The sequence below is a fragment of the Bradyrhizobium sp. HKCCYLRH2060 genome (assembly GCF_051168135.1).
Lineage (GTDB): Bacteria > Pseudomonadota > Alphaproteobacteria > Rhizobiales > Xanthobacteraceae > Bradyrhizobium.
Map to the genome: position 1 here is coordinate 106,528 of NZ_JBNPUK010000005.1, position 12,561 is coordinate 119,088.

A 12,561-nucleotide genomic window follows, 5' to 3' on the forward strand; every position below is an offset into this window, starting at 1 on the left:
CCTTCACCTCAAGCCGCCGCGGGGACATCGAGCAGGCCACGCCGGCGGAGCAGCGCGTCGGGCTCGGGCTCGCGGCCCCGGAACGCGACATACGCCGCTTCCGGATCGAGCGAGCCGCCCGAGGAATAGACGTTGTCGTGAAGCCGCTTGGCGACGGTGGGATCGAAGATGTTGCCGGCTTCCTCGAAGGCGCCGAAGGCATCCGCATCCATCACCTCCGACCACATGTAGCTGTAATAGCCCGCCGCATAGTGGTCTCCCGAGAAGATATGGCCGAATTGAGTCGGCCGGTGGCGCAGCGCGATCTCGGGCGGCATGCCGATCTTCTCCATCTCGGCCTTTTCGAACGCGCGCACATCCTTCGAAGCCGATGCCGGCTGGGTGTGGAACTCGAGGTCGATCAGCGCCGAGGAGACGAACTCGACCGTGGCAAAGCCCTGGTTGAAGCGGCGCGCCGCCAGGAAGCGGTCGAGCAGGTCCTGCGGCAGCGGCTCGCCGGTCTGGTAGTGACGCGCGAAGGTTTGCAGCACCTCGGGGCGCTCCTGCCAGTGCTCGTAGAGCTGCGACGGCAGCTCGACGAAGTCGGTGAACACGGCAGTGCCCGACAGCGACGGATAGGTCACGTTGGACAGGATGCCGTGCAGGCCGTGGCCGAACTCGTGGAACAGCGTGCGCGCATCGTCCGGCGACAGCAGCGAGGGCTGGCCGTCGGCGCCCTTGGCGAAGTTGCAGACGTTGATGATCAAGGGCGCGGTGTCGCCGTCGAGCTTCTGCTGGTCGCGCAGCGAGGTCATCCAGGCGCCGGAGCGCTTCGACGAGCGCGCAAAGTAGTCGCCATAGAACAGCGCCTTGTGGCTGCCATCGGCCGCCTTGATCTCCCACACCCGGACGTCCGGATGCCAGACCGGGATGTCCTTGCGCTCGGCGAAGGTGATGCCGAACAGCCGCGTGGCGCAATCGAAGGCGGCCGCGATCATGTTGTCGAGCGAAAGATACGGCTTGATCGCCGCGTCGTCGAAGTTGGCCTTCGCCTGGCGCAGCTTCTCGGCATAGTAACGCCAGTCCCAGGCCTCGAGCTTGAAGTTGCCGCCCTCCGCCGTGATCATCGCCTGCAACTGGTCGCGGTCGGCCAGCGCCTTGGCGCGGGCCGGCTTCCAGACCCGCTCCAGGAGGCCGCGCACCGCCTCCGGCGTCTTCGCCATGGAATCCTCGAGGCGATAGGCGGCGAAGTTGGGAAAGCCCATGATCCTGGCGGCCTGCTCGCGCAACGCCAGGATCTCGCCGATGACGGCGTTGTTGTCGTTGGAATTGCCATTGTCGCCGCGCGCGGTGAACGCCTTGAACACCTTCTCGCGGAGGTCGCGGCGGGCGGAGCTCTGCAGGAACGGCTCGACCGAGGAGCGCGACAGGGTCACGATCGCCTTGCCGGGCATGCCGCGCTCTTCCGCCGCAGCCTTGGCGGCAGCCACGAAGCTCTCGGACAGGCCGGCACGGTCGTCCTCGCCGAGCTCGAGGACCCAGTCCTGCTCGTCGCCGAGCACGTGGTGGCTGAAGGTGGTGCCGAGCTGGGCGAGCTTCTCGTTGATCTCGGCCATCCGCACCTTGTCGTCATCGGACAGGCCGGCGCCGGCACGGCGGAAGCGGGTGTAGGTGCGCTCCAGGAGCCGCTGCTCCTCACCGGTGAGCTTGAGGTCCTTGCGGTTGTCGTAGAGCAGCGCGATGCGGCCAAACAGCACGGCATTCATCATGATCGGGTTCCAGTGCCGCGCCATCCGCAGCGACACGTCCTTGTCGATCTCCAGAATCGCCGGGTTCGAATGCGCCGACACCAGGTCGTAGAACACCGCCGCGACCTTCGACAGCAGCTTGCCCGAGCGCTCCAGCGCCGTGATGGTGTTGGCGAAGTCGGGCTCGGCCGGATCGTGAGTGATCGCGGTGATTTCGGCGGAATGGTCGGCGAAGGCGCGCTCGAAGGCCGGCAGGAAGTGCTCGGGCCTGATCGCGTCGAAGGGCGGTGTCTGGTGGGGGGTCTCCCAGGCCACGAGCAGCGGGTTGGTCTGGGCGTCGATCACAGCGGTGGTGTCTGACATCGGCTGGGGTCCGTCCTCTCCCGGAAGTTCGATGCGCCCCTCATATCACGGAGCCGGCCCTTTTTGGGTCATTTCCCCTTGAAGGGCCGGGCCTTTTCGGAGAGATTGCGGCCCGCAACAGGACCCTGGACCATGAACGCAGAGACCACCTCCAAAGCCGGCCGCCAGATCGCCTGGCCGACCGTGATCACCGTCATCTCGGCGGCGATCCTGATCGGTGCCGAAGTGTTCGGTGCGGCCTTCGCCGGCGGCTGGGCGCTGGCGCTTCTGTTCGGGCTCGGCGATAGCGGCGCGCACATCGTTCAGGCCGTGCTGTTCGCGATCGGCGTGTTCGTGATGATCGGCTTCATCCGCGGCGCGCAGCGCATCGAGCCTTTCACCAAGCGCGCGTGAACAGCGCAAAAACACTGTCCTGCAAGCGTGAACGCGTTACGAAAGTTTAAGCTCGCTTAACGTTCGTTCAGACATCGACGCCGCTCTGTGTGTCGCGCAAGCACAGATGAGGGAAATCTTTCCCCGCGTCCAAAAATGCCTTGCGAACGAAATTCAAAACGCTTATTTCCGCTTCTGCCCAATTTCGCACGTGCCTGTGGTCGTGTGTCAGTCGGTAGGTATCCGGACAAGAGGCCGGACAGCCGCCAAGGGATGAGGAACCGAGGGGCCCTCGGATCGTTGCGGTCAAGATCATCATGATCGAGATCGTCATGCTCCAGAGCCCAGCATCTCTCTCAAGAGATGCCGCTGAAGGTCCCCCCATCTTTTGCAACCGTGACTGGCAGCCGGAGGCGAACCGGCGCACCCCGCTCTCAACGGGGGACGCGACTTAAAGCAACGACGGATCGGGCTTTTTTGGTCTCTACCGGCAGTCCAAAGCCGGCGCGGGCTACTGAAAAGGCTTGTCCTTCATTGCCAGGTGTGCGGGCGGGAAATTCCCAACCAATCCACGGCAGCACAATTCGGCTACGGGTTCGAGGTTTTGTCGCCTTTCCATCGGGCGGCAACGCCAAGGCACCCGTGTCGGGATCATTTTGAACGGGTCTCGTCGCTGGGACCGTTTGGAGGGTGCTATGACCGAACGTATCCGGGAATTCCTGCGCAACCGCCGCGAGGAAGGTCTGGACCACGAGCCCTGTCTCGTCGTCGACCTCGAGATCGTGCGCGACAACTACATGAGCTTCGCTCGGGCGTTGCCGGACAGCCGCGTGTTCTACGCGGTCAAGGCCAACCCGGCGCCGGAAGTGCTGTCGCTGCTCGCCTCGCTCGGCTCCTCCTTCGACACGGCGACCGTCGCCGAGATCGAGATGGCGCTGGCCGCCGGTGCGACGCCGGACCGCATCTCCTATGGCAACACCATCAAGAAGGAGCGGGACATCGCGCGCGCCTACGCGCTCGGCATCCGCCTGTTCGCCGTCGACTGCGCCGCCGAGGTCGAGAAGATCTCGCGCGCCGCGCCGGGCGCGAAGGTGTTCTGCCGCATCCTGTACGATTGCGCCGGCGCCGAGTGGCCGCTGTCGCGCAAGTTCGGCTGTGATCCCGAGATGGCGGTCGAAGTGCTGGACCTGGCGAAGCGCCTGGGCCTGGAGCCGTGCGGCATCTCGTTCCATGTCGGCTCGCAGCAGCGCAAGGTGAAGGCGTGGGACCGCGCGCTGGCGATGGCCTCGACGGTGTTCCGTGACTGCGCCGAGCGCGGCATCAACCTGACCATGGTCAACATGGGCGGGGGCTTCCCGACCAAGTACCTGAAGGACGTGCCGCCGGTCGTGCAGTACGGCCGCTCGATCTTCCGTGCGCTGCGCAAGCATTTCGGCAACCAGATCCCGGAGACGATCATCGAGCCGGGCCGCGGCATGGTCGGCAATGCCGGGATCATCGAGTCGGAAGTGGTGCTGATCTCGAAGAAGAGCGACGAGGACGAGCTGCGCTGGGTCTATCTCGACATCGGCAAGTTCGGCGGTCTCGCCGAGACGATGGACGAGTCGATCCGCTACGCCATCCGCACGCCGCATGAGGGCGCGGAGATGACCCCGTGCGTGCTCGCCGGCCCGACCTGCGATTCGGCTGACGTGATGTACGAGAAGCTGCCGTATCCGCTGCCGGTGACGCTCTCGATCGGCGACAAGGTGCTGATCGAGGGGACCGGGGCGTATACCTCGACCTACGCGTCGGTGGCCTTCAACGGCATCCCGCCGCTGAAGACGTATCACATCTGATCCGGCTGCCCTCGCCACCCGCGCGCGGGTGAGACGAGCAGAGCTTCGGGTGGAGTTTTCCCCACCCCGACCCTCCCCCGCAAGCGGGGGAGGAAGCGACAGACCGTCATTTTCAACCTGACATCACGTGTTTGCGCGCGAGCGATAGCTCGCGGCGCAGGCCGGGGACTGACGTGCCATGACCGCTTTTCGCATCCCTTCGACTGCGCCGCTTCGGACTGCCGCTCCGTTCGTGATCCGTGCCGAGCGTGCCTCCGACGTCCCGGCGCGCGAGACGCTGCTCGATGCCTGCTTTGGCGACAATCGCCATGAGCGCACCTGCCAGCGCCTGCGCGACGGACGCGCGCCCGCCGCAGGCCTCGCCTTGTCGGCGACGCGCAGCGGCGTCCTCGTGGGAACGCTGCGGCTGTGGCACGTCAGCGCCGGCGGACGCGACGCGCTGATGCTCGGCCCGCTGGCGGTCGCCGCCGAGGCGCGCAGCCTCGGCGTCGGTGCGGCGCTGATGAATGCCGCGCTGATGATCGCGGCGTCGCGCGGCCATGGCGCGGTGATCCTGCTCGGTGATGCGCCCTACTACGCCCGCTTCGGCTTCTCGGTCGCGCAGACCGCCGAGCTGGAGCTGCCTGGTGCGTTCGCGCGCGAGCGCCTGCTCGGGCTCGAGCTGGTCGATGGCGCGCTGCACGGGGCGACCGGCATGATCGTCGCCACGGGAGCGGCCGAGCGCAAGGCCCGCCGCTCGCGCCGCGAGCGGCAGATATCGTGCGCGGCGTGAGGACCAGGGCGGCGGCCACGCCGCGGCGGCGAACGCTGTTGCCAACGCTCCTGCTGATCCTGCTCGGGATCATGATCGTTCGCGACATCATGGTCCGGCGCTGGAGCAGCGGCCCGCCCGCCGGACCCGACGTCACCCGCCTGCGTTAGGCATTCCGGCAACGGGCGCCGCAGCAGCCCCGCGGGGGGTTGCGCAGGTGCAGCAAAAGCTCTTTAACCCCCGAAAATCCCCCCACGAGGTCCGCCATGTCCCGCCGCCTGATCTCTACCGGATCACCGTTCGAGAAGACCGCCGGCTACAGCCGCGCCGTCGTCGATGGCGACTTCGCCTTCGTCGCCGGGACCACCGGTTATGACTACAGCACGATGACGATGCCGGCCGATGTCACGAGCCAGTCACGCAACTGCTTCAAGACCATCGCGGCCGCCCTGCAGGAGGGCGGGTTCGAGATGGCCGATATCGTCCGCGCGACCTACTACCTGACCGACGTCAGCGACGCCGACGCGCATTTTGCGGTCTGCGGCGAGGTCCTCGGCGACATCCGCCCCGCCGCCACGATGGTGGTCGTCGCGGCGCTGCTCAAGCCCGAGATGAAGGTCGAGATCGAAGTTACCGCCAAGCGCCGCGGCTCCTAAACGCGGCGAGGCATCTGAAGGCGCGCGCCGCCTGAATCCATCCATCACACGCACCTTTCGCGGAGAACCATTCATGAGCTCGCAGATCCACGCGAAGATCACCGGCCCCATCGTGATGATCGGCTTCGGCTCGATCGGCAAGGGCACTCTGCCTTTGATCGAACGCCATTTCGAGTACGACAAGAGCCGCTTCGTCATCATCGATCCGCATGACGATGGCGCGCTGGCGAAGAAGCATGGCGTGCGCTTCATCCAGCAGGGCGTGACCCGCGACAATTATCGCGAGCTCTTGGTGCCGCTGCTCACCGCAGGCGGCGGCCAGGGCTTCTGCGTCAATCTCTCGGTCGACACCTCCTCGGTCGACATCATGACGATGTGCCGCGAGATCGGTGCGCTCTACATCGACACCGTCGTCGAGCCGTGGCTCGGCTTCTATTTCGACAAGCAGAAGGGTGTCGAGCAGCGCTCCAACTACGCGCTGCGCGAGACGCTGCTGGCGGCGCGCCGCAAGAGCCCGGGCGGCACCACCGCCGTTTCGACCTGCGGCGCCAATCCCGGCATGGTCTCCTGGTTCGTCAAGCAGGCGCTGCTGAACATCGCCAAGGACACCAAGACCGAGATCGTCGAGCCGAAGAGCCGCGAGGGCTGGGCGCAGCTGATGCAGAAGCTCGGCGTCAAGGGCGTGCACATCGCCGAGCGCGACACCCAGCGCTCCAAGAACCCGAAGCCGATGGACGTGTTCGTCAACACCTGGTCGGTCGAGGGTTTCGTGTCCGAGGGCCTGCAGCCGGCCGAGCTCGGCTGGGGCACGCATGAAAAGTGGATGCCGGAGAACGGCCGCTGCCACACCGAGGGCTGTGGTGCCGCGATCTATCTGCTGCAGCCCGGCGCCAACACCCGCGTCCGATCGTGGTGCCCGACCCCGGGCGCGCAATACGGCTTCCTGGTGACCCACAACGAGTCGATCTCGATCGCCGACTATTACACCGTGCGCGACGGCGACAAGGTGGTGTACCGCCCGACCTGCCACTACGCCTATCACCCGGCCAACGACGCGGTGCTGTCGCTGCACGAGATCTTCGGCGCCACCGGCAAGATGCAGGAGAAGTGGCACATCCTCGACGAGAACGAGATCGTCGACGGCATCGACGAGCTCGGCGTGCTGCTCTACGGCCACGGCAAGAACGCCTATTGGTACGGCTCGCAGCTCTCGATCGAGGAAACCCGCCGCATCGCGCCCTATCAGAACGCCACCGGCATGCAGGTGTCGTCGGCGGTGCTCGCCGGCATGGTGTGGGCGCTGGAAAACCCGACCGCCGGCATCGTCGAGGCCGACGAGATGGACTTCCGCCGCTGCCTGGAGATCCAGTCGCCGTATCTCGGCCCGGTCAAGGGCTACTACACCGATTGGACCCCGCTGAACGATCGCCCCGGCCTGTTCCCGGAGGACATCGATACGTCCGATCCCTGGCAGTTCCGCAACATCCTGGTGCGGTAAGCCCTCGCCGTCGTCCCGGCCTCGAGCCGGGACCATACTCCGTGACGGGTATGTGGCGGGAGGTGGAGCTAATAGCCTGCCCCGAACTACTCCCTGAGGTTATGGGTCCCGGCGTTCGCCGGGACGACGGCGGAATTTGTCGCCGCGTTCGCGCCCCGCTCTCTCCTCCGTCATGGCCGGGCTTGACCCGGCCATCCACGAAGCCTGCGCCGCCGGAAACACGTGGATGCCCGGGACGAGCCCGGGCATGACGATGTTGAGGCAGAGTGCGGATGATCGAGCACTTAGCTCGCAGCGGCCAGCTACTTCTTCTCCATCGGCGGCGCGACCTTCTCGGCAGGCGCCGGCGGCAATGCCGGCTTGGCGCCTTCCTTCTGGGCCTCAATATCCGGGCGCGCCGGCTCGGGCGCCGGTGTGGTCGGGCGGGTGCCGCCGGGCTTGGATTCGGCTGGCGTCGCCGACGGTTCGGGCGTCGCCTGGGCCACCTGGTCGAGATGGTTGGCCTTGATCTCGGTCAGCGAGATGATCGCCACCAGTGCGCCAAGGCCGAGCAGGCCGCCTGCGAGCCACAGGTCCCTTCGCAACGTCCGTTTGCTGTTGATCGAGGCCATGGCTGTCATCCGCATCATGTGATGTGCGGAACAACGAATGGAAGGGGGCGAGGTTCCGATAGGGACCTGCGCCCCAACGCCCCATCCCCGCCCTGGAACGCGCCGTTACAGCCGCAGCAGGCCCGCCTCGCCACTTTCATCAGAGAAAGCGAGCCACGTTCCCGCGGCATTCCAGCCCAGCGCCACGACCGGCGGTGTCTCGTTCCGCCGCACCAGGATCTCGGCGCCATCCTGCATCCGCACCATCAGCACGGTGCCGTCCTCGTAGCCGCAGGCCAGGATGTCCTGCTTGGGATGACAGGCGACCGCGGTGACCTTGGCCTTCATCGGCGCCAGCATCGCCGGCTCCTTGCCCATCGGGCCGTCCTTGCCGACGAACGGCCAGAGGATGACCATGTCGGCGCCGGAGGTGGCGAGAAAGCGCCCGCCGCTGCCCCACGACATCGACTTGACCCGCGACGGGTAGCCGGTCATGCGCATGTGCCGGGAATCGGCCAGCCGCCAGCCATGCAGCGCCGGCTCGTGCATCGCCGTGACCAGGAACTTGTTGTCCGGGCTGAAGGTGACGGCGTGATGCGAGCCGGCCCAGCCGAGGAATTCCGGCTCGCCCGCCATGTTCGGAAACCACAAGGTCGCGCCGTTGTAATGCGCGATCGCAAGCCGCAGGCCCTTCGGCGCGAACGCCAGTCCGCCCGCGGTCGAGGGCACCTCGAGCGACTTCTCCTCGCCCTTCGGCGCGCGCACGAACGCGGTCTTGCCGACCGACCAGGCGATCGCCCCATCGGGGTGAACCGCGACGTTGTCGATCCAGCGCCGCTTCGGATCGGTGGCGAGCACGCTGACGCTGCCGGCCTTGTCGAGCGCGGAGACCTTGCCGTCATCACCGCCGAACAGGATGCGCGATCCGTCCGACACCGCCGACAGGATGCCGCCGCCTGATACCTCGATCTTGCTGATCTCGCCCTCGGCGTCGACAACCGCGACGCTCTCCTCGGTGCCGACGAAGACCGCGCGGTCGCCGAGATAGTGCACGGCCGTGACGGCCATGCCGAGCGCGACCTGCTTCACCTTGTCGGTGACGGAGACGATGGATGCGGCCTCGCCGCCCTGGTCGAACGACGTCATCAGGTCACGATGCAGCGTTCGAAGCCTTCGCGGATGGCGTCTTCCGGCAACTCGCGGCCGATGAAGACGACGCGGCTCTGGCGCGCCTCATCCGGCTTCCACTTCCGCTGATGATCGCCTTCCAGCATCATGTGCACGCCCTGGAAGACGTAGCGGTCGTCATCGTCCTGAAACGCCAGGATGCCCTTGGAGCGCAGGATCTTGCCGCCCTCGGTCTGCACCAGGTTCTGCAGCCACGGCATGAACTTCGACGGATCGAGCGGCTTGTCGGAGCGCAGCGACAGCGACTGCATCTCCTCGTCGTGATAGTGCTTCAGGCCGTGATCGTGATGGTGGTGATGATCATGACCGTGGTCGTGATCATGATGGTGATGATCGTGGTCGTCGCCGGCTTCGAGGAATTGCGGCTCGATCTCCAGGATACGATCGAGATCGAACGCGCCGCGCTCCAGCACATCGGAGATCGCGATCTGGCAGCGCTCGGTGCGATGCAGCTTTGCGTAGGGGTTGATGGCGCGGATGCGCGCCTCGACCTCGGCGAGCTCCGGCTTGCTGACGAGATCGGTCTTGTTGAGCACGATGACGTCGGCGAACGCGATCTGGTTCTTGGCCTCCGGCGCATCCTTGAGCCGGTCCGACAGCCACTTCGCGTCGGCCACCGTCACCACCGCATCGAGCCGGGCGTTCTTCTGCACGTCCTCGTCGACGAAGAAGGTCTGCGCCACCGGCGCGGGGTCGGCGAGCCCGGTGGTCTCGACGATGATGGCGTCGAACTTGCCCTTGCGCCGCATCAGGCCGGAGATGATGCGCACGAGGTCGCCGCGCACCGTGCAGCAGATGCAGCCATTGTTCATCTCGAACACTTCCTCATCGGCGCCGACGATGAGATCGTTGTCGATGCCGATCTCGCCGAATTCGTTGACGATGACGGCGTACTTCTTGCCGTGGTCTTCCGAGAGGATGCGGTTCAGAAGCGTGGTCTTGCCCGCCCCGAGATAGCCGGTCAGGACCGTCACTGGTGTCTTGCTCGCGTCGGACATGCTCACTCCGAAAACCTCAGATCGCATCGAAAATGGCTCAAAAGCGCTGGCCGCGAGGGCTTGAAAACCCTAACGGACCAGCGCGCTCGTCAAGGCCCTTATATTGTGCCTGACCATGGCAATGTAAGTGGGAACGGGGCCCTTTTCATCGCTCAGGGCGTCGGAATACAGCGTACCGCCGATCTTGGCGCCGGTCTCGGCGGCGATCCGGCCGACCAGCCGGTCATCGTTGAAATTCTCCAGGAAGACGGCCGGAATCCCTGTTTTTTTCACCTGGCGGATGATCTCGGCGACGTCGCGGGCAGAGGGCTCGGTCTCGGTGGAGACGCCGAGCGGGGCGATGAAGGCGACGCCATAGGCATCGGCGAAATAGCCAAAGGCGTCATGGGTCGAGATCACCTTGCGCCGCTCGGCCGGGATCTTGTCGATCTCGGCGCGGACCTCGCGGTCGAGCGCATCGAGCTCGGCGAGGTAGCGCTCGGCATTGGCCTTGAAGACCTCCGCGTCTGCGGGGTCGGCCGCCACCAGCGCGTCGCGGATATTCCGTACGTAGACCTTGGCATTGCCGACCGACTGCCAGGCATGCGGATCGGCATCCGTGCCGCGCTTGCGCGGCCTGATGCCCTGCGTGGCCGTGATGATCGGCGCCTTGCTGCCGGAGGCCTGCTGCAGCCGCGGCAGCCAGCCCTCCAGCCCGAGGCCGTTGACGATCAAGAGCCGCGCGGCGCCGACGTCCTTCGCATCATGCGGCGTCGGCGTGTAGACGTGCACGTCGCTGTCCGGCCCGACCAGCGAGGCGACACTGACCTTGTCGCCGCCGACCTGGCGGACGAAGTCGGCGAGGATCGAGAAGCTGGTGACGACGTTCAGCCGGGTCTCGGCCGATGCGGGGGCGACGAGCGACAGCAGCAGAGTGAGGACGGACAGCAAACGTTTCATGGGGATGGACTTCAGGCTTCGAGGTGACGTCCCGGAAACAGTTGCGGAAGCACGCCGCCCACGCGTCCGAACAGCACCGAGCCGAGATAGAGGAGCGACGCGACCAGGATGATCGCTGGCCCCGAGGGAATGCGGGTCTGGAACGACAGCACCAGGCCGACATAGCCGGAGACGATCGCGGAGGTGACGGCGATGCAGATCATCGGCGTGACGTCGCGCGACCAGAACCGGGCGATGCCCGCCGGCAGGATCATCAGGCCGACCGCGAGCAAGGTGCCGAGCGCCTGGAAGCCGTTGACGAGGTTGACCACGATCAGGCCGAGGAAGATCAGGTGCGCCGGCGCGCCGGCGCGGCTGACGGTGCGCAGGAACAGCGGGTCGACGCTCTCGACCACCAGCGGGCGATAGATCACGGCGAGCACGACCAGGGTGAGCGTGGCATTGAAGGCCACCATCAGCAGGGTCGGATCGTCCATCGCCAGGATGTTGCCGAACAGCACGTGCAGCAGATCGATATTGGTGCCCTTGACCGAGACGATGGTGACGCCGACCGCCAGCGACGCCAGGTAGAAGGTCGCGAGCGACGCGTCCTCCTTCAGCCCGGTCGAGCGCGACACCAGGCCCGACAGCAGCGCCACGGCGAAGCCTGCGATCAGCCCGCCGGTCGTCATCGCGAACAGATTGAGCCCCGACAGCAGGAAGCCGATCGCGGCTCCCGGCAGGATCGCATGCGCCATGGCGTCGCCGACCAGGCTCATGCGCCTGAGCATCAGGAAGACGCCGATCGGTCCGGAGCCGAGCGACAGCGCGATGACCGCGGCGAGCGCGCGGCGCATGAACTCGAAATCCGAGAACGGAGCGAACAGCACCTCGCGCAGCATCATGCCGCCTTGGAGGCTGGCGCGGGCACGCAGGGCGCGGCGGCGTCGTCGAACGCCTCGCACATCCGGCGCGCCTGCGCGAGATTGTCCGTTGTCAGCACCTCCGCCGTCGGCCCCCAGGCCACGGCCTCGCGCGCCAGCAGCAGGGTCTGCGGGAAATGCGCGCGCACCATGTCCATGTCGTGCAGCGCCGCCAGCACGGTGCGCCGCTCGCCATGCCAGTGCTCGATCAGTTGCAGAAGGTCGGCCGAGGTCTTGGAATCCATCGCGTTGAACGGCTCGTCGAGCACGATCACGCGGGCATCCTGCAGCAGCACGCGCGCGAACAGCATGCGCTGCATCTGGCCGCCCGACAGCGTGCCGATGCCGCGGCCCTCGAAGCCGGTGAGGCCGACGGCGGCGATGGCCCGGGCGATCTTCTCGCGCGCGGCCGCGCCGATGCCGCCGAACATGCCGGTGCTGCGCCACAGTCCGGTGCTGACGAAATCGAACACCGAGATCGGGAAAGAGCGGTCGATGTCGGCGATCTGCGGCAGATAGGCGATCTCGCGCGGCTTGAGGCCGGCGGCCGTGATGCTGCCGGCGAGCGGCTTCAACAGGCCGACGATGCCGCGGAACAAGGTCGATTTACCGGCGCCGTTGGGACCGATCACGGCCAGCAGCGCGCCCTCCGCCACGTCGCCCGAAAGATGATGCACGGCCGGGTGCCGGTCATAGCCGAGCGTGACGTCCCGGAACTGCAGCTGCACCATCGCCATCC

At 66.4% G+C, this 12,561-nt stretch carries 12 protein-coding genes; 5 read left to right on the forward strand and 7 right to left on the reverse strand.

Translation table 11 applies throughout. From position 1 onward, the window contains the following. Positions 1-8: 8 nt before the first annotated feature. Complete coding sequence (locus tag ACQR10_RS13040; RefSeq protein WP_434863856.1) at positions 9-2,090, reverse strand: M3 family metallopeptidase; 2,082 nt, start codon at positions 2,088-2,090, stop codon at positions 9-11. Between the two features lie 132 nt (positions 2,091-2,222). On the opposite strand from ACQR10_RS13040, the gene ACQR10_RS13045 reads away from it, so the two are divergent. From ACQR10_RS13045 to ACQR10_RS13065, 5 genes are all read left to right on the forward strand, one after another. Next, on the forward strand, positions 2,223-2,483 hold the full coding sequence (locus tag ACQR10_RS13045) for a hypothetical protein (RefSeq protein ID WP_316217189.1): 261 nt from the start codon (positions 2,223-2,225) through the stop codon (positions 2,481-2,483). Positions 2,484-3,157: 674 nt separating this feature from the next. Then, positions 3,158-4,300, forward strand: a complete 1,143-nt coding sequence (locus ACQR10_RS13050; RefSeq protein WP_316217190.1) for a type III PLP-dependent enzyme — start codon at positions 3,158-3,160, stop codon at positions 4,298-4,300. A 178-nt stretch (positions 4,301-4,478) separates the two neighbouring features. Next, a complete protein-coding gene (locus tag ACQR10_RS13055; RefSeq protein WP_316217191.1) occupies positions 4,479-5,072 on the forward strand; it encodes a GNAT family N-acetyltransferase in 594 nt (197 codons plus the stop codon). 245 nt (positions 5,073-5,317) lie between these two features. After that, complete coding sequence (locus ACQR10_RS13060) at positions 5,318-5,707, forward strand: RidA family protein (RefSeq protein WP_316217192.1); 390 nt, start codon at positions 5,318-5,320, stop codon at positions 5,705-5,707. 73 nt (positions 5,708-5,780) lie between these two features. Beyond that, complete coding sequence (locus ACQR10_RS13065) at positions 5,781-7,205, forward strand: homospermidine synthase (protein WP_316217193.1); 1,425 nt, start codon at positions 5,781-5,783, stop codon at positions 7,203-7,205. A gap of 302 nt (positions 7,206-7,507) precedes the next feature. On the opposite strand, the gene ACQR10_RS13070 is transcribed toward ACQR10_RS13065, so the two are convergent. The 6 genes from ACQR10_RS13070 to ACQR10_RS13095 form a co-directional block, all read right to left on the reverse strand. Further along, complete coding sequence (locus ACQR10_RS13070; protein WP_316217194.1) at positions 7,508-7,816, reverse strand: hypothetical protein; 309 nt, start codon at positions 7,814-7,816, stop codon at positions 7,508-7,510. Between the two features lie 105 nt (positions 7,817-7,921). Next, complete coding sequence (locus ACQR10_RS13075; RefSeq protein WP_316217195.1) at positions 7,922-8,941, reverse strand: WD40 repeat domain-containing protein; 1,020 nt, start codon at positions 8,939-8,941, stop codon at positions 7,922-7,924. Further along, positions 8,941-9,981, reverse strand: coding sequence for a CobW family GTP-binding protein (locus tag ACQR10_RS13080; protein WP_410051432.1), 1,041 nt, complete (start codon positions 9,979-9,981; stop codon positions 8,941-8,943). Before ACQR10_RS13080 ends, ACQR10_RS13075 begins: the two co-directional genes overlap by 1 nt. Positions 9,982-10,050: 69 nt before the next feature. Continuing rightward, on the reverse strand, positions 10,051-10,920 hold the full coding sequence (locus ACQR10_RS13085; protein WP_315801792.1) for a metal ABC transporter substrate-binding protein: 870 nt from the start codon (positions 10,918-10,920) through the stop codon (positions 10,051-10,053). Between the two features lie 11 nt (positions 10,921-10,931). Continuing rightward, a complete protein-coding gene (locus ACQR10_RS13090) occupies positions 10,932-11,804 on the reverse strand; it encodes a metal ABC transporter permease (RefSeq protein WP_316217197.1) in 873 nt (290 codons plus the stop codon). Continuing rightward, the gene (locus tag ACQR10_RS13095; RefSeq protein WP_315801791.1) at positions 11,801-12,559 is read right to left on the reverse strand and encodes a metal ABC transporter ATP-binding protein; all 759 of its coding nucleotides are present in this window, start codon (positions 12,557-12,559) and stop codon (positions 11,801-11,803) included. The genes ACQR10_RS13090 and ACQR10_RS13095 overlap by 4 nt, the downstream gene beginning before the upstream one ends. Between the last annotated feature and the right edge of the window lie 2 nt (positions 12,560-12,561).